The 17,178-nt window shown below is 59.5% G+C and carries 20 protein-coding genes and 1 pseudogene; 8 read left to right on the top strand and 13 right to left on the bottom strand.

Translation table 11 applies throughout. The annotated features are described in order from the left end of the window. Positions 1-54: 54 nt before the first annotated feature. The 10 genes from BFR47_RS16140 to ectA form a co-directional block, all read right to left on the bottom strand. A complete protein-coding gene (locus BFR47_RS16140) occupies positions 55-336 on the bottom strand; it encodes a hypothetical protein (RefSeq protein WP_139215214.1) in 282 nt (93 codons plus the stop codon). Positions 337-338: 2 nt separating this feature from the next. Continuing rightward, on the bottom strand, positions 339-1,190 hold the full coding sequence (locus BFR47_RS16135; RefSeq protein WP_071474012.1) for an MFS transporter: 852 nt from the start codon (positions 1,188-1,190) through the stop codon (positions 339-341). A gap of 92 nt (positions 1,191-1,282) precedes the next feature. Next, a complete protein-coding gene (locus tag BFR47_RS16130; protein ID WP_071474011.1) occupies positions 1,283-2,020 on the bottom strand; it encodes a hypothetical protein in 738 nt (245 codons plus the stop codon). Positions 2,021-2,052: 32 nt separating this feature from the next. Beyond that, positions 2,053-3,675: a DUF2813 domain-containing protein gene (locus tag BFR47_RS16125; RefSeq protein WP_071474010.1), complete on the bottom strand. Its 1,623-nt coding sequence runs from the start codon at positions 3,673-3,675 to the stop codon at positions 2,053-2,055. Positions 3,676-3,707: 32 nt separating this feature from the next. Continuing rightward, positions 3,708-3,989, bottom strand: a complete 282-nt coding sequence (gene ppiC / locus BFR47_RS16120) for a peptidylprolyl isomerase PpiC (RefSeq protein WP_071474009.1) — start codon at positions 3,987-3,989, stop codon at positions 3,708-3,710. 208 nt (positions 3,990-4,197) lie between these two features. Next, positions 4,198-5,634 carry an aspartate kinase gene (locus BFR47_RS16115; protein WP_083399190.1) on the bottom strand — a complete coding sequence of 479 codons (1,437 nt, stop codon included), beginning with the start codon at positions 5,632-5,634 and terminating at the stop codon, positions 4,198-4,200. A 135-nt stretch (positions 5,635-5,769) separates the two neighbouring features. Further along, the gene (locus BFR47_RS16110; protein ID WP_071474007.1) at positions 5,770-6,168 is read right to left on the bottom strand and encodes an ectoine synthase; all 399 of its coding nucleotides are present in this window, start codon (positions 6,166-6,168) and stop codon (positions 5,770-5,772) included. Between the two features lie 106 nt (positions 6,169-6,274). Then, entirely contained in the window at positions 6,275-7,255 is a 981-nt protein-coding gene (locus BFR47_RS16105) for a diaminobutyrate--2-oxoglutarate transaminase (RefSeq protein ID WP_281245985.1), read from the bottom strand. 35 nt (positions 7,256-7,290) lie between these two features. Continuing rightward, positions 7,291-7,545 carry an aminotransferase class III-fold pyridoxal phosphate-dependent enzyme gene (locus BFR47_RS19240; RefSeq protein WP_281245984.1) on the bottom strand — a complete coding sequence of 85 codons (255 nt, stop codon included), beginning with the start codon at positions 7,543-7,545 and terminating at the stop codon, positions 7,291-7,293. Positions 7,546-7,619: 74 nt separating this feature from the next. Further along, the gene (gene ectA / locus BFR47_RS16100) at positions 7,620-8,138 is read right to left on the bottom strand and encodes a diaminobutyrate acetyltransferase (RefSeq protein ID WP_071474006.1); all 519 of its coding nucleotides are present in this window, start codon (positions 8,136-8,138) and stop codon (positions 7,620-7,622) included. A gap of 290 nt (positions 8,139-8,428) precedes the next feature. On the opposite strand from ectA, the gene BFR47_RS16095 reads away from it, so the two are divergent. The 8 genes and pseudogenes from BFR47_RS16095 (at position 8,429) to BFR47_RS17870 (ending at position 13,628) form a co-directional block, all read left to right on the top strand. Next, entirely contained in the window at positions 8,429-8,638 is a 210-nt protein-coding gene (locus BFR47_RS16095) for a cold-shock protein (protein ID WP_071474005.1), read from the top strand. A gap of 113 nt (positions 8,639-8,751) precedes the next feature. Beyond that, complete coding sequence (locus BFR47_RS16090; RefSeq protein ID WP_071474004.1) at positions 8,752-9,660, top strand: tetratricopeptide repeat protein; 909 nt, start codon at positions 8,752-8,754, stop codon at positions 9,658-9,660. Positions 9,661-9,759: 99 nt separating this feature from the next. Continuing rightward, positions 9,760-10,098, top strand: coding sequence for a MaoP family protein (locus BFR47_RS16085; protein WP_071474038.1), 339 nt, complete (start codon positions 9,760-9,762; stop codon positions 10,096-10,098). Between the two features lie 200 nt (positions 10,099-10,298). Next, positions 10,299-11,719 (top strand): annotated as a pseudogene (gene sbcB / locus BFR47_RS16080) (exodeoxyribonuclease I). Between the two features lie 10 nt (positions 11,720-11,729). Then, positions 11,730-12,068: a CidA/LrgA family protein gene (locus BFR47_RS16075; protein WP_071474037.1), complete on the top strand. Its 339-nt coding sequence runs from the start codon at positions 11,730-11,732 to the stop codon at positions 12,066-12,068. Continuing rightward, complete coding sequence (locus BFR47_RS16070) at positions 12,065-12,754, top strand: LrgB family protein (RefSeq protein ID WP_071474003.1); 690 nt, start codon at positions 12,065-12,067, stop codon at positions 12,752-12,754. The genes BFR47_RS16075 and BFR47_RS16070 overlap by 4 nt, the downstream gene beginning before the upstream one ends. 20 nt (positions 12,755-12,774) lie before the next feature. Beyond that, on the top strand, positions 12,775-13,383 hold the full coding sequence (gene cdd, locus BFR47_RS16065) for a cytidine deaminase (RefSeq protein WP_139215212.1): 609 nt from the start codon (positions 12,775-12,777) through the stop codon (positions 13,381-13,383). Beyond that, complete coding sequence (locus BFR47_RS17870) at positions 13,302-13,628, top strand: hypothetical protein (protein WP_139215211.1); 327 nt, start codon at positions 13,302-13,304, stop codon at positions 13,626-13,628. Before cdd ends, BFR47_RS17870 begins: the two co-directional genes overlap by 82 nt. A gap of 17 nt (positions 13,629-13,645) precedes the next feature. Here BFR47_RS17870 and recR read toward each other — a convergent pair whose 3' ends face one another. The 3 genes from recR to dnaX all read right to left on the bottom strand — a co-directional run bounded on the left by recR (position 13,646) and on the right by dnaX (position 17,174). Continuing rightward, a complete protein-coding gene (recR, locus tag BFR47_RS16060; protein WP_071474002.1) occupies positions 13,646-14,251 on the bottom strand; it encodes a recombination mediator RecR in 606 nt (201 codons plus the stop codon). Positions 14,252-14,342: 91 nt separating this feature from the next. Next, a complete protein-coding gene (locus BFR47_RS16055; RefSeq protein WP_071474001.1) occupies positions 14,343-14,672 on the bottom strand; it encodes a YbaB/EbfC family nucleoid-associated protein in 330 nt (109 codons plus the stop codon). Positions 14,673-14,714: 42 nt separating this feature from the next. After that, positions 14,715-17,174, bottom strand: coding sequence for a DNA polymerase III subunit gamma/tau (gene dnaX, locus BFR47_RS16050; protein WP_071474000.1), 2,460 nt, complete (start codon positions 17,172-17,174; stop codon positions 14,715-14,717). Between the last annotated feature and the right edge of the window lie 4 nt (positions 17,175-17,178).

Raw genomic sequence — 17,178 nt, 5'->3', positions numbered from 1 at the left:
ACGGCCGGCCCAAGGGCCGGCCGTTGCCGTAACAAAGAAAACACACCTACAAGCTTAAATGGTGGTGCCCACCGGCTTGTCGGTCAGCAGGCGCATCAGCAACAGCCACAGCGCCCAGCCGGCCACCAGCAGGATAACAAACAGGAACAGACCGGTATGGAACTTTTCCAGCATCATGCCCGCGACCATAGGGCCGGTGAGCGAACCGATACTGTAGCTGAACATCAGCTTCTGGGTCATTCTCACCAGGGCTCGACCGTGCATCTTGCCGCAGGCATAGGACATGGTGGTGGGATAAAGGGTAAAGCCGCCCGCCCCCAGCAGTGCAAACGCCATGATCATGCGCCCTTGCCATCGAACTCCCACAGCAGCAGACAACCGGCGCCAATCATCATGGTTTGCACCACCATCATGGTGCGCTTGCCGAACTTGTCGGCCAGGGTACCGTTAGGCAGCTGAAACGCCATGCCACAGAGGATCAACCAGGCCATGTAAAGACCGATTTCATCTCCCAACGCCAGCTGTTGCAGCTGAATGGGCATCAGTGCATAGAGGGCACCGAGCAGCATGCCCGCCACCAGACAACCGGCCAGCCCCAGGGCCCGGTCGGCACGCGGTGGCTTGCCGCTGTTGGCATTGGCGCCAGCCTCGGCACTCAAGTCCGGCCGTCTGGCCCACAGCAGAGGGAAGGTCGCCAGGGCACAGAGGCCGGAAGCCAGCCAGAAACCACTTAATCCGGCAGTCGGGATCCAGTCGATAAACAGCTGACTGATACCGTAGCTGAAGTAATAGATAAGCATGTAACGCGCCATGGCACTGGAACGACGATGCAGCGGTGCCACGCCCAGTACCCAGCTTTCTACCGCCACAAAACTGACGGCCGCCGCCATGCCTGCCAGTACCCGCAGCAACAGCCAGACCGGTAACAGGCTGGTCCAGGTCAGTGCCATGGCAGCCAGCGTCAGCGTCAGACAACACAAGACCAGGGAGCGCACGTGGCCCAGCCGCTCGATCAGTTTATCGGCGAAAAAACTCGCGCCCAGCATGCCCAGATAAAACGCCGAGCCCACCAGACCAATCTGCGCCGCCGGCGCCCCCTGACCATTCAAATAGACGGCCACCAGGGTCACCAAAAAGGCGTTACCCAGGGTAAGCAAGGTCAAGTGCGTATAAAGGGGGATTAAGTACATGGCGCCTCCGGATTTTGAGGCGCGGATTCTAGGTTGGGCCAATAGGCAAGTACAACGAGAAAAATTTGTGATTTACCGCAAATTTTCTCTGTTTAACTAATGTTAACCGGAAATTGCCAGAGAATGCCCTGCCCTATGGTCAGAGCACCCAGGATTAACAAGGCGGCAACCGAAATGACTGGTGGTTTCGTCTGTTCTTTTCGCAACAGGGGCAGCAACCAGATGATGGATCCCACCAGCACGGCCGCACTCATCTGCACGAAGGGCACAATCAGGAGACCCATGTCCGGCCGGGCCAGGTTGTCCTGTACCATCAGGGTCTGCAGCAGCAACCACAGCAACCATCCCATGGCAAAGACGATACCCGCCAGCGGCAGCAGGGTATTGAAGGCCTGCAGACGATGTTTGGCGCGCACCATGATCAAATGAGCAAAGACACAGCCACCGGCACCGGCCGCCAGCAGTGCCGCCGGCCCCATCATGATGACGATCCAGAGGCCGCAGCCCAGCGCCAGGACCAGTGCCGGTATGTGCCAGCTTAACGGCAGACTGCGCTTGCCCTGCAGCCGGGCCTGATACAATACGGAGCCCAGACCGGTCGCCAGCGCCACTGCGCCCAGCCACAGCAGGGGCGCCGGTACGGCGGCTTCCACTCCCAGCATCAACGCCAGACCAAATACCGCCCATGCCGACAGCAAACCATCGCCGATGCGCCGCCGCTGACCGGGACACAGATCGCCGTTTTTCAATACCCACAGCAGCAGGCCCAGCGCCGCAATGGCGGTTAATGCCAGTGGCGCAAACAATCGCGCCGGCAACAATTCAGTCATCGATGATTCTCCGGAAAATAAACCCGTGCATTCTACCGCTGTCGGCGGGCAATCGCGACCATGCGGGCAAAGATGCGCCGCAATTCCACCGGCACCAGCTGCACGCCCTGCAGCTCGATGGCTTCCACCACCGCCAGCGCCATGCCCGGCTTGCTGCGCCGACTGAGGGCTCGCTCGATAATGCGGGAGGGTGGGGTATGTTTGTCGTGGATTTGTGCTTCTTCTCTAAACACCGACTCCAGGCCGTTATCAAACAGGTAATGTTCGATGTCGACCCGCGGCAGCACCGTCAGATGCTCCTCTTCCCGCTCGCCGCGCAACAAACTACGAACGCCCTGAGCGTATTTCTGCCCGGCTTCGTCGCCATCGGTCAGCAGATGCCAGCCGATGCCGAAATCTCGCGCCACCTTGATCAGAGGACTGAGGCCACACTGGGCAAATTCGATGATACGCACGCCCTCGGCAGGCAGTACATAACCGCAGATACGGGCCAGCTCGTTCAACAGCCAGATCTCGGTTTCCCCTTCTACCAGCAACCAATAGCGAGCAAACAGCGACATGGGTCTGTTGATGCGCACATGAAAGGCGATGCGGCGCATGTCTTCGCTGCTGTATTTTTCATTGCCAATCTGAAAGCTCAGGGTTTCGTGCTCGGCCCGCACCAGCCGGCGCAGGTGATTGAGCGGAAAGGCCGACAGCAGATCGCCGGAATTGGTGGTCACCAGCTTCTGCCCCGGAAAACGCTCCAGAATGCCCCAGGTCACCGCCAGCATGGTGGGATGCAGGCGGCTTTCGGGGTCTTCAATCAACAGCATGGGCCGGGATCCTACTTCGATGGGGCGCCCGCCCCGCGCCTGCAGTATGGTGCGGGCCACCGCCGACAACGCCAGCGACAGGCCGCTTTCTTCGCCCATCGGCTGCCAGTCGTTCAGCTTGCCCAACTGGCTCAGGGTCACCGGGTGAATGGCAATGTCCCGCGCCCGCCTGGGAGCCCGGCTGGTGGCGCCCTGAGGCGTGAAGTAGTGTTCAAACAGTTGGCGCACCGCATCCAGACCCGCCTTGATATCCCGCTGGCTCAGCTCTTCTTCTTCCGCCAGCTGCTCACTCAGCCGGGTCAGCAATTGCTCGTAATCGCCGTTCAGATTGACGATGGGCAGATCCTGCGGCGTGCCGCGAGAGTCACGCAGGCGGAATATCGGATTCATTTCAATCAGGTAGTGCACCAGTTTATGGGCATCGTCCAGCTCGATGGGCAGGCCGGCACCGTCCACAAAGTCGTGTTCGCTGACAATGCCCTCGGCCGTGCGCTTCGCCCGCGCCCGGTAATGTACCCGGTGAAAACTGTCCTTGTGCTTTATCCATACCGGCTCCAGCCGAGCCAGTCGGGCCGAATGCTCGCTGATGCCAGGCCGGTGCTCACGGTAACTGAGCACGATTTGCAGTTCGTCGATCGTCTCGCCCGGCTCCGGCCGGTAAAAGTCCTCGTCGACAAACTGGTAGCAGCAACCGCCCTGCCCCATCAGTCGCCACAGCGCGCGAAACAGACTGGTTTTACCCCAGGCATTCTCGCCCATCAGTGCCGTGCTCTGATTGAGGGTCAACGACAGCTGATTGAGGCCCATGAAATTTCTGATCTGAATGTGCTCGAGAAACATGCGCTATCCTCGGTGATCAGCGGCTGTACCGATCAGTTGCGATACAACACCTTGATCAGATGATAGCCGAAACGGGTTTTCACCGGTCCCTGAATGGCCAGCTCGGGGCCGCTGAACACCGCCTTGTCGAACGGGCCCACCATGTCGCCCTTGTTGAATTCACCCAGATCGCCGCCGCGCTTGCCGGAAGGACAGGTGGAGTGCTTTTTGGCGAGTTTGTGGAAGTCGCCGCCCTTGTCGAGCTGCTGTTTGATCGCCAGGCATTCGGCTTCGGTTTTTACCAGGATATGCAGGGCACAGGCACGTTTTGCCATTGAAAGAGTCCGGATTGCAGAAAACAAGGGTTCAGTGTGCCAAAAAGTGGGGAGGCAGGGAAGACTAAGGGGGTGAAGCGTGGGCGGTGCGGGTTTGATTGATCATGCCTGCGAAGGCAGGCATCCATGAACGGCGCCCGCAATGTGCAGGCCCCGCACCGGGCCCCTGCCTTCGCAGGGGCGGCGTGTTATTGATGGCAATGAGTGATCAGGCCACCGCCAGTGCGACCGTTTCGGCATGGGTCTGCACCAGTTCGTCGTGCAGGGAAACCACCGCCTGCTCGTAGTATTCGTCGTCGACGATAAACTGCATTTCCACCGCGCGCAGCGACTGGTGTACCGCCCGCACCGGCACATTGGCCTTGTTCAGGGCCGCCACCGAGCGGGCCAGCAGACCCGGAATGCTCATGTCGCTGCCCACCGCCGATACCAGCGATACCTTGTGGGTATTCACGTCGGCATTGTCAAACCGATGCTGCAGGGCACTGACCAGACGGCGAACCTTCTTGCGGTTGCCGGACACATAATAGGTCAGGGTATTGGCATTCATGTCTTTGGCCACCAGATTCAGCTTCATCCGGTCCAGCTCGTCGGTAAAGCACTCGGCGTAATGAGATACCCGGCCCACCATGTCCTGATCGAACAGCTCCACCGCAAACAGGTTCCGACGACCGGCCACCATTTCCACACAGGGTGAGGGACTACGATAGTCGGTGGTGATCAGGGTGCCTTCATGATCCGGTTCGAAGGTATTGCGCACCCGCAGCGGAATGTCCTGCTGGCGCAGGCCCTTGGCGGCCTGGGGGTGAATAGCCTCCATGCCCAGATTGGACAGCTGATCGGTCACGTCGTAGTTGGTACGACCGATGGGGATCACCTGCTCTTCACCCGCCAGTCGCGGGTCGGCGCTGCTCAAGTGATATTCCTTGTGGATAATGGCCTCGCGAGCACCGGTCAGCACCGCCAGCCGGCTGAAGGTCATCTCGCTGTAACCCCGGTCGAAGCGGCTCATCAGCCCTTCTTCGCAGTGGGCATAACCGGTCACCACCGGCAGCTGACTGGACAGATCGACCCGCTCCATGGCCTGTTCCAGCGCCTGATCCAGCGGCAGGGCCTCGTCGGTGCGCCAGCCGGTCAGATCCATCAATACCGCATTCACACCGCTCTGGCGCAGATACAGCACCATGTTGTGGGCGCTGTGCGCCTCACCCATGGCCGCCAGCAACTCGCGGATGGTCTGCAGCTGTTCGGCCAACTGAAACTGGCCGAAGGCGCAAACCTGGCGCAAATGATGCAAACAGTCACGAATACCAGCGATACGCTCCTGCAGAAAAGAGTCGGCCTGCGCCCGCTCCGGGGTGTTGCCGAACATTTCCCTGTTGATTTGAGCCATACGGGTACTTACGTTGTCCAGAGCCTGTTCCCAGGCGCTGTCGTCTTCCGCATCCGCATAGGTGGCATAGACACCGGGGGCGCCGGTACGCTTGCACTCCAGCAGGCCGTCGGTGATGCCGCCAAAGGCAGAGACCACCAGCATGCGCTGATAATAGCCACCGGGCTTGCGCTTGTGCAGCACGATATTGTCCCGTACTGCCCGATACTGACTCATTGAGGTGCCGCCAATCTTTTCTACTGTGTGTGACACTATTACTCCCTTGAATTCTTGTTCTGTGGTCGTCGTGGTCGCACATTTTCAGTGGGCCTGGATGCGTTCCCCGAAGTGAAGCCCTGCCCAGTGAAAATGTCCGGAATCGGGGGCCTGGCCCCCGATGGACTTGATTCAGGCTTCGGTTTCCAGCGCATAGACACCATCGGCATCGTGCACTTCCTTGCCGGTCAGCGGCGGATTGAACACGCAGGCCAGTTTCATGTCTTCGCTGCCGCCCCGCAGCAGATGATTGTCGTGCTGGTCGAGGATATAGAGGGTGCCGGGCTGGATGGGGTAGATTTTGCCATCGGCCAGATCTTCTATTTCACCGTTGCCGCTCATGCAGTACACCGACTCCAGATGGTTCTGGTAATGGATGTGAGTCTCGGTATTGGCGTAGATGGTGGTGATGTGAAACGAAAAGCCCATGTTGTCGTCTTTCAGCAACATGCGGGTGCTTTCCCAGGTGCCGGTTTCGGACTGGACGCGACGTTCGCTTTGTTCACATTCGGCAAGAGTACGTACGATCATGGTATTTCCTTTCTTTTATTCTGCTCTTGCCCGCCTGGGCGGGCAGTGAAAATCATTTTGCGGATAAGGGACACCGGCATTAAACCTTCAGCCAGAAAAACTGAGCTTAAGACGCCTTCTTCAGGCGTTCGCCGGCAGTCTCTTTGATCGCTTCTTCCAGCCAGTCCAGACCCTGAGTCAGTTCGGCTTCGGTGATGATCAGCGGGCACAGACACTTCACCACTTCGTCGTTGGGGCCGGCGGTTTCAATGATCAGACCGCGCTCGAAGCACTTGGTGGTGATCGCATCGGCGATATCGCCATCACGACAGGCGATACCCTGCATCATGCCCCGGCCTTTCACTTTCTCGAACAGCTGCGGGAAACGATCAACCAGCGCCTGCATGCGCTTGGTCAGCAACTCGCCCTTGGCACGCACTTCGCTGGCGAAGACATCGTCTTTCCAGAAGGTTTCCAGCGCCTTGCGAGCGGTGATGAAGGCATGGTTGTTACCCCGGAAGGTACCGTTATGCTCGCCCGGTTCCCACTGATCCAGCTCGGGATGCATCAGCACCAGCGCAAAGGGCAGCCCCATGCCACTCAGTGACTTGGACAGGGTGATGATGTCCGGCTTGATGCCGGCAGGCTCGAAGCTGAAGAAGGTCCCGGTACGGCCACAGCCGGCCTGGATATCATCGGCAATCAGCAGAATGTCGTGCTTGCGGCAGATTTTTTCCAGGCGCTGCAGCCATTCCATCGAGGCCGCGTTCAGACCACCTTCGCCCTGTACCACTTCAAACAGCACGGCGGCAGGCTTGTCCAGGCCACTGGAGTTGTCGTTGAGCATGGTTTCGAACAGCAACAGGCTGTCTTCACCGGCACCGGTATAACCGTCGTACGGCAGGCGGGTCACGTTGGCCAGTACGGTACCGGCACCCCCCCGGTGGTGCTGGTTACCGGTGGCGGCCAGGGCACCCAGGCTGACGCCATGGAAACCATTGGTAAAAGCCACGATGTTCTCACGACCGGTCACCTTGCGGGCCAGCTTCATCGCCGCCTCTACCGCGTTAGTACCGGTGGGACCGGTAAACTGGGCCACATGGTCCATGTCACGCGGCTTGAGAACGATGTTCTGCAGGGCGGTCAGAAACGACGCTTGGCAGAAGTATGCATGTCCAGACCATGGGCGATGCCATCGGCCTGAATATATTCGATCAACGCCTCTTTCAGTACCGGGTGGTTGTGGCCGTAGTTGAGGGTACCGGCACCGGCGAGGAAGTCCAGGTAGCGCTTGCCACTCTGGTCGTGCAGCCATACGCCCTGAGCCTTGTTGAATACCACCGGGAAAGAACGGGCATAGGTTTGTACACTGGATTCCATTACATCAAAAATACTCATCTCGACTCCTTAAAGTCCTGAGTTCAAATCTCAAAAGGTAAAATTAGAAAAATACTGAGGGTCGGCCGACAGGATCAGCCGAGGGCAATGCGGTAGAGGATTTCGCTGCTGCTGCCACCGTTGAAGTGACGCTTCTGGTCGAACAGCACCTGGCGTGCGCCCTGACCTGTGCCCTGACTGTTGGCCAGGCTTTCAAACAATCCCCAGGAAGGGGCGTTATCGGCGGTGATGGTGGTTTCGACATGGGTAACGTCGGCACAGGCATCAGAACCCAGCAGGGTATCGAGCAGAGTGCGACCCAGTCCTTCACCGCGGGCACGTTTATCTATGGCTACCTGCCAAACAAACAGGGTGCTTGGCTCAGAGGGTTTGCGGTAGGCAGAGATAAACCCCAGCAGTGAGCCGTCTTCATCCTCGGCCAACATACAGGTGTCGGCAAAATGCAGGCATTGCAGCAGATTGCAGTAGGTGGAGTTGGTGTCCAGCGGTTTACAGCGGGCGATCAGGCTATTCACCCGATGACCGTCGGTAGACTTGGGATGGCGCAACAGCAGTTGCAAATCAATGGTCGTATCCGTGTCCGTAGCAATCATTTATAGTCCTAAACTGTTTTAGTTAGTGGGCTAAGTAAAAATCCCTTATTAACCTAACAAACCATTGATAAATTGCAACCTAATCTCTGTTAAATTAATTTGAACAGCATGCATTTTACCATAGTGACATGACTAAAATTCTCGTCATTAGGGCACGATCGAAACCACTCCAAGCCCTGATAACACGGGGAAATTAGCGGCTTCACGGATCCCCCTGACGGTGAGCTGCTACTATCAATGCAGTGGCGATGCGTTATCTCCACCTTGTCAGACCAAATCGGATACACACTATGAGTACGAAAGAAACAGGAACCGTAAAATGGTTCAACGAGGAAAAAGGGTTTGGATTCATCACCCGGGCGTCCGGGCCGGATCTGTTTGTGCATTTTTCCTCAATACAGGGTGATGGCTTCAAAACCCTGCAGGAAGGTCAGCCGGTCAGCTTTGTGGTCACCCAGGGTAAAAAAGGCCCCCAGGCTGAAGAAGTAGAACTGGTTTGATCCCTTATCAGGCGGCACCCCAGTGCCGCCTAGTCATTGTTTGAACACAAATCATCCTCGGGTTATCCTGCGCCGGCTAGGTTTTGAGCTCTTATCCTTCAGTCAGGTACCCCATGACCAAATTATTGATACCCCTCTTGCTTTCTATCGTCTCCCTGCCCCTGTTCGCGCAGGAAAAACCTGTCGAGCCCGCCGCAGAGGACACGGCAGAAGTCCGCATCCCGCTCACGCCCTTCATGGAGCGCTATATACTGGATGAGCTGAAGGCGTTACGGACCGAAATGGCCCGTTTTCAGGTCAACGTGACCGAAGAGGTGGTACAAAAAGAACTGGCGGTCGCCGACAAGGCGATGAGTTACGCCAACGTGACCGTGACCTATTTTTTCTACCTGCTGGCCGGTGCCGCCTCGGTGCTGGCCATCGTCGGCTGGCAATCACTGCGGGAACTGAAAAAGACCGCCCGGGAATATGCCGAAACCGAGATGAAGAAAATCACCAGCACCTACGAGCACAAGCTGAAACAAATAGAACGTGAACTACAGCGAAAAACCAAGGTAATTGCGGAGAACTACCGGGAAATAGAACGATTCCAGGAAATTCACGGCCTGTGGTTGCGCGCCGGCCAGGAGCAAAGCCCCCAGGCTAAAATAGACATCTACGATCAGATCCTGGACATCAAGCCCGGCGATCTGGATGCCCTCACCCACAAGGCCGACGCCGCCCTGATGATGAACGAGCGCCAGTGGGCCTTGAGCCTGTGCAACCGGGTGCTGCAGGTAGACCAGCAGAACGCTCACGCGCTCTATCAGCGCGCCTGTGCCCATGCGGGCGTGGGTCATGAAGAGCAGGCACTGTCGGATCTGGAGCTGGCGGTGCAGAACAATGTGCATCTGCGCAATGTGGCGGCCGAAGACGAGGAATTCGAACCGTTACGCCAGCACCCACGCTTCATCGAACTGACCCATGACGGGGCCGATCACGGCGATGGCGACGGCGATGGCGACGTCAAAAAACACGCGTAAAAATATTTTTCATATAACGTGAAAAAAATTGATTTTGCGTACCGGGATGCAGTGCCATACTTTGCGCGAATCATAGAGCCACATAGAGTGAGAATGAACATGAGCTTTGAGTCATCCAAGCCGTTTCAGGACTTCGCCCATTTTCCTCGCGGTCTGCGTCGTTGTGGCGAGTTCACCGTCGCGGAAGCACAACTGCTTGAGCAGTCCGGCCACGCCATGCTGGGGCTGTATACCGGGCAACGGGCGCCGAATTGCGATGAAGAACAACGTTTTTTTGAACAGGTTCAACAAGGCGCCGCAACGGAAAGCCGTCATGCCAAGGTCTGGTTGAAATACCTGAAGGTCATCGGCCCCAAACGAGTGCATCGTCTATGCTCGCCCATGGCATCAGGCAGCGGCGACGACGACTACGAGCCGGTAGAAGACAGCGCCGAATAATATTGTGATCAAGGCCGGAGCAACTCCGGCCTTTTTGTTGTTCCGTTCCCCGGTTCCGGTGCTCGGTCCCGCTTTGCCCGCCGCCGTCACAAGATGATACCCTAGACCCGGTTCATCCCTGCCTGCCGCCGCAGGGTGATATACTGCCAGGTATCAACTCACCGCTGGCATGATCCAAAGCGACAAGACACCACGACACCATGAGCGACCAAGCAGCACAGCCCACATTTTTCTTTCACGATTACGAGACCGCAGGCATCAATCCGGCGCTGGACAGACCGGTACAGTTTGCCGGCATCCGAACCGATGCCCAGCTGAACGAGATTGGCGAGCCACTGATGCTCTACTGCCGGTTGCCGGTCGACTATCTGCCCTCACCCGAGGCGACGCTCATCACCGGTATCACCCCGCAAACCGTTCAGCAGCAGGGGCTGTGTGAAGCCGAGTTTATCGCCCGCATTCATGAGCAGTTCAGCCAGGCCAACAGCTGCATCGTCGGTTATAACAACATCCGCTTCGACGATGAAGTCACCCGTTACACCCTGTATCGCAACTTCTACGACCCCTATGCCTACAGCTGGCAACAGGGCAACTCCCGCTGGGATTTGCTGGATGTGGCGCGCACCTTCTATGCCCTGCGCCCGGACGGCATCAACTGGCCGGAAGACGAGGATGGCAAACCGAGCTTCAGGCTGGAGCGACTGACCCAGGCCAACGGCATCGAACATGGCCAGGCTCACGATGCCCTGGCGACGTGCGTGCCACCATCGCCCTCGCCCGGCTGCTGCGCCAGGCCCAGCCGAAGTTGTTCGACTATCTGTTCGAACTGCGCAGCAAGCACAAGGTGAAGGCGCTGATTGACGTGATCAACAGCAAACCCCTGGTACATGTGTCCGGCATGTTTTCTGCCTGGCAAGGCTGTGCCAGCTGGATTGCGCCCCTGGCCTGGCACCCGGACAACGCCAATGCGGTCATTTGCGTCAACCTGAGCATGGATCTGACGCCGCTGGTCGAACTGACCCCGGAGCAACTGCATGAACGGCTCTACACCAGGCGGGAAGATCTCGGCGAGCTGGCACCGGTTCCGGTAAAACTGGTGCATATCAACAAATGCCCGGCGCTGGCCAAGGCGGCCGCCCTGTCCGAGCAAAGAGCCGACGAGCTGGGCATTGACCGGGCACAATGCCGCCAGAGTCTGGATTTGTTGCGCCGCCATCCGGAGATTCGCGAAAAGGTGGTGGCGCTCTATCAGCAGCAGCGGGAGTTTCCTTCCGTCACCAATGTGGATGCGGCGCTGTATCAGGGAGGCTTTTTCAGCGATGCAGACAAGGCGGCCATGGCCATGGTCCGCACCAGCAAGCCGGATGCACTCTCCGCTCTGCCGTTGCAGTTTAATGATGCCCGCCTGCCCGAGCTGCTGTTCCGCTATCGGGCCCGCAATTACCCTCACACCCTGAATGAGCAGGAATGGCAGCGCTGGCGACAGCATTGTCAGGATCAGCTGTCGGATCAGGCCGAACCCTATATGCACCGACTGGAACAACTGGTGCTCGAACATCAGGAAGATGAAACCAAACTGGTCCTGCTGCAGGCGGTGGCCCGTTATGTTCAATCCCTGTAAGAGCCACATCATGAAACTGATACGCGATTTTGCGATATTGCTGGCCTGCCTGCTGGTAGGCAAGGGTCTTGCTACCCTGCTGCCCTTTGCCTTTCCCGGCAGTATTCTCGGCCTTTTGCTGCTGTTTTTTCTGCTCAACACCCAGCTCATTCCTCTGAGCTGGGTCCATGACGGCGGCCAGCTGATCCTCCGCCATATGGCGTTACTGTTTATTCCGGTCGCGGCCGGACTGCTCGGTTATGTGGACCTGTTGAACGATGGACTGGGACTGATTATCAGCACCGCCCTCAGCGGTCTGGTGCTGATCCTGCTGGTTGTGGGCCGGCTCTATCAGAGGATGCAGTCATGATGATCTGGCTGGCGATTCCACTCACAGTACTGTGCTACCTGCTGACCAGGAAGCTGGCTCGCAAGGTAAAAAGCCCGCTGGTGAATACCATCCTGCTGCCGGCACTGGCCATCATCGCCCTGTTGTTGCTGACCGGGCAGGATCCGGCCGATTATCAGGCCGGCATGAGGCCGCTTAGCCTGCTGCTGGAGCTGGCAGTGGTCGCCTTTGCCCTGCCGTTGTACCAGCAGGCCGCCAAAATCCGCCGGCAACTGGGGCCCATCCTGTTGTGCTGCAGCCTGTCGGTGTTGATTTCGGTATGCACCACCCTGCTGATCGGCGCCCTGGTACAGGCACAGCCCCAGCTGCTCGCCTCCATCGCGACCAAGTCGATTACCACGCCGCTGGCCATGAGCGTCAGTCAGTCGATGGGCGGCATACCGGCCATCGCCGCAGGGCTGGTGATCATCGTCGGCATGATGGGTGCCATGATCGGCTTTCCACTGCTGCGGCTGGCCGGCATTCATCACCCCGAGGCCCAGGGCCTGGCCATGGGCGCCAGTGCTCATGCCATCGGCACCGGCGCTGCCGCCGAGGTCGGTACCGTGCAAGGAGCCTTTGCCTCGCTGGCCATGGTGGTGTGCGGTATCGCTACCGCCGTACTGGCCCCGCCGCTGTTTCATCTTTATCTTTGGTTGATGTACTGAAGCCAGAGAAGGAGTAACCGATGACGCTATCACTCCAACACGCACTGCAAGGGCTCGGGTTTGCCGACCTCGTTCGTTTCACGCCCGCACAGATTGCGGCCCTCTGCCAGGCCACCAGCCTGGAAGAGGACGCGCTGGCACTGGCGCTGTTGCCCCAGGCCCAGCACAAGGCACGGGTGCCGGTATCCGGCTTCCGGGTCGGTGCCCTGGCGATGGGCAACTCGGGTCACTGGTACCTGGGGGCCAATCTGGAGGTCGAGGGTTTACCGCTCAACAGTGCCCTGCATGCGGAGCAAGCGGCCATCGGTCATGCCACCCTGTGGGGTGAAACCGGTATCCGCAGGGTGGTGGTCAGTGCCAGCCCCTGCGGCCACTGCCGTCAGTTCATGCAAGAGCTGAATCAGGAGTGTCTCACGCTGGTGCTGGAAGATGCCCGCCTGAGCCTGGCCGCGCTGCTGCCCCATGCCTTTGGACCGGCAGATCTTGGCCAGTCCTATGGCATGCTGAATGGCCCGGCAGGTACCCTCTCCGTTGATAGTCGGGATCCCTGGTTCTGGCTGCACTGGCCGAGGCCAACGCCAGCTATGCCCCCTACAGCCATAACCGGGCCGGGGTGGCGCTGTTGCTGAATGATGGCCGGATGTGTCGGGGCCGTTATCTGGAGAACGCCGCCTTCAATCCGAGCCTGGGTCCCATGCAACTGGCCCTGAGCCAGTTGATGCTACAGGGTGCCACACCGGCAAACATCAACCGGGCGCTGATGGTCGAGGCCGATGCCGGCATTTGCCAGCATGACGCTGCCGCCCAGCTCCTGGGCCGGCTCGGCACGGTCACGCTTGAGCGGCTTGTATTACAGGAAAAACGTGAGGGGTGAGGGTGAGATAAGCTCCGTTAATCGGCGAAGCTCTTGCGGCCCATCAGCGAATGGCTGAGGGTATTGCCATCCACCAGCTCCAGCTCGCCGCCGATGGGCACGCCGTGGGCGATACGGCTGACGCCGACACCGTGGCTGCGGGCAATATCGGCAATAAAATAGGCGGTGGCTTCCCCTTCCACCGTGGGGTTGGTGGCCAGGATCAACTCTTCAAACGATTCGGTGGCCAGCCAGTCGGCCAGCCGGTCCAGTCCCAGCTCTTCCGGCCCCACTCCGTCGAGGGGGGACAGGTGCCCCATCAAGACGAAATAACGCCCCTGATACTGGCCGGTCTGTTCGATGGCCACCACATCGGCCGGACTTTCGACGATACAGAGCTGACCGCTCACCGCCCGCTTGGGGCTGGCACAGAGCGGGCAAATCTCTTCTTCGGTGAAGGTACGGCACTGGCGACAATGGCCAATCTTCTCCAGCGACTGATCCAGCACATGCGCCAGGCGTCGACCACCGGCACGCTGACGCTCCAGCAGGGCAAACGCCATCCGCTGGGCCGACTTGGGCCCAACCCCGGGCAGCACTTGCAGACTCTTGATCAATTCATCCAACAGGGGGCTAAAACGCATGAGGTCACTCGGGAGATAAAAAGCGGAAAACGGGTGGGCAGAAAGCGGCAAGCCGGGGCTTTGCTCCCGGCTTGCGAACAAGGCTGAAGCCTTAAAACGGCATCTTGAAGCCCGGTGGCAATTGCATGCCGCCGGTCAACTCGCCCATGCGGGTCTTGTTCTGCTCTTCCACGCGGCGCACGGCGTCGTTAACGGCGGCGGCCAGCAGATCTTCGAGCAGCTCCTTGTCGTCTTGCAGCAGGGTGTCGTCCAGCTCGACACGACGTACCGAGTGGCTGCCGGTCATGGTGACTTTAACCAGGCCGGCACCGGCCTCGCCAACGACTTCCAGCTGGGCCAGTTCTTCTTGCAGCTTCTGCATTTTTTCCTGCATCTGCTGGGCCTGCTTCATGATATTGCCCATTCCACCTTTACCAAACATATATGCTCACTCTTGATTAATGGATAAATAAACACGGCACCGTTACAGCGCCATGGGTTCTATGCTGTCGCTGTCGAGCACGGCCGCGAAGCGCGATATGAAAAATTGTACCGCATCATCGGCCTCGATTTCACCTTTGGCGCGCTCTTTGGCCGCCTGATACAGCAATTGCTCGATTTCAAACGGGGTTTCTCCGCCCTGCTCGCCGATGTCCACCTGCAAGCTGACCGGCTCCGGCTGCTGACCGTTAATCGCCGCCTCCAGCTCTTGCCGGGTCTTGTCGGTCAGCAGGTGGCGGTGCGCCGGACGCAGCCAGAGTTGCCACCGGTTTTCATTTCTCTCCAGGGTGCTGTGCATCGCCAGCTGGCGCAACAGGCCGCCCAGCGGCAGTTTTGCCACCAGTCGGGTCCACTCGTCCTCGGCCTCGGGCAACAGGCTTGCCGCCTTCAGGGGTTCGGGTCCGGGCTGAGACGGACTCGCTGTTGCCCGGACTCGGGAGGAGCCGGGCCGCGGGGGCTCCGCGGCCGGCTTGCTCACCGAGCGCTCGGCCTTGCCGGCTGTTGCCGCCGATTGACTGGCCGGAGGCATCGGTCTGGTCGTTGGTGCCATCGTTGGCCGGGGGGCGACCGGTTCGTCCTGCCAGGGCGGCGTATCATCGTCATCCCAGGGCATGTCCTCGTAGGCATCGAGCGGCGGCAGTTCCTCTGCCCCGGTCACGGGCCGGGAGTCTGAACCACCGCCGCCCTGCGCCTCCCTCGGCATCCGCACGCTATCCGGCCGGGCCTGGCCCGGAGCCGGTGTCACCGCCGCCGGTGTAGCGGCCTCAGACACTGATGCCGGCCTGGTCGGCGGCGTGACGGCCATGGTTCTGCTCGCAGGTTTGTCCGGCTCGGCCGCCTTGGCCGGTTCCTGACTGCGCAGCCGGTTACGGGTTTGCAGCAGCCGACGAATGCGGGCCACCTCGGCCGCGGCCTCGTCGGTGACGTTTTCGGTTGCCGTCGCAGCCGCTGAAACCCGAGAAGCGGCGGCTTCCGGTGCCGCTGCTACTGGCGCCGATGGCCGTGCAGTCGAAGACGCTGCAACCGTTGTGTTGGCCTCGGTGACTGGCGCTGCCGAATTCGGAGGCGTCGGCGGCAAGGACGCTTCGTCTGCCGCCGGTGCTTGCGGAACACCTTGCGGCTCCTGAGGCTGAGGCTGAGGCTGAGGCTGAGGCTGAGGCTGAGGCTGAGAAGCATGACCCAGGCGCCCCGCTTCGGTCAGAATTTCGTCCTGTTCCTGCCACAATTTGGCCGCCATCTGATCATCTTCGTCCGCATCTTGTGCTGCGGCATCGGATGTGGGCGGCTCAGGCTTTTTTGGCGCGGAAGCTCCGGACGCGTCGGCTACCGACCGGGGAGCTGCAGAGCCGGAAGTGGTGGCAACCGCCGCATCCGGGCGAAACGCCAGGGTACGCAACAGCGTCATTTCCAGCGCCGAGCGACCATCCGGTGCAAACGGCAGGTCTTTACGACCCTGAAGGCAAATCTGGTAATAGAGCTGTATCTGCTCGGCCGGAACCAACGGCGCCAGCCGGTTGAGCTCGGCGGCATAAGGCAACTGCTGCGCCGGAACCACCTGCGCCAGCGCCAGCTGATGCCAGAAGGCAATCAGCTCTTTGTGGATCTGATCGTAATCCGGCCCCATGGTCGCCAGCTGGGCCACCCGTGCCAGCAGGGCTTCCCCATCACCGGCCAGCACCGCCTCTACCAGCGCCAGCAACTGGCTGCGGTTGAGGTTGCCCAGCATCGACTCGACCAGCGCCAGCCTAACTTCGCCGTTACCGAAGGCCAGCGCCTGATCGGTCAGGCTCAGGGCATCACGCAGGCTGCCATCGGCGGCGCGCGCCAGGGCGGCGGTCGCCTCGGGTTCAAACGGGAGTTGCTCTTGCTGCAGAATATGATGCAGCTGGCCATCGATAAGCTCGGGCTCCAGGCTCTTCAGGTGAAACTGCAGGCAACGGGACAGAATGGTGATTGGCAGCTTCTGCGGATCCGTGGTGGCCAGCAGAAACTTGACGTGAGGCGGCGGCTCTTCCAGGGTTTTCAGCAGCGCATTGAAGCTGTGACGGGAAAGCATGTGCACTTCATCGATCAGATAGACCTTGAAACGACCTCTCGCCGGCTGATACTGCACGTTGTCCAGCAGTTCGCGGGTATCTTCCACCTTGGTCCGACTGGCCGCATCGATCTCCAGCAAGTCGACGAAACGACCCTGCTCTATTTCCAGACAACTGGAACACTGGCCACAGGGCTCGGGGGTGATGCCGGTGTCACAATTCAGCGCCTTGGCCAACAGCCGGGCGATGGAAGTCTTGCCCACCCCCCGGGTGCCGCTGAACAGATAGGCATGATGCAGGCGCCCCTGTGACAGGGCGTTGATCAGGGCGGTCAGCACATGTTGCTGGCCCACCACATCGGCAAAGCGCCGGGGCCGCCATTTTCTGGCAAGAACCTGATAGCTCATGGTC

The sequence above is a fragment of the Oceanisphaera psychrotolerans genome (genome assembly GCF_001870485.1).
GTDB lineage: Bacteria > Pseudomonadota > Gammaproteobacteria > Enterobacterales > Aeromonadaceae > Oceanimonas > Oceanimonas psychrotolerans.
The sequence above is the reverse complement of the archived record's forward strand: the minus strand, read 5'-3'. Positions and strand labels throughout refer to the sequence as shown.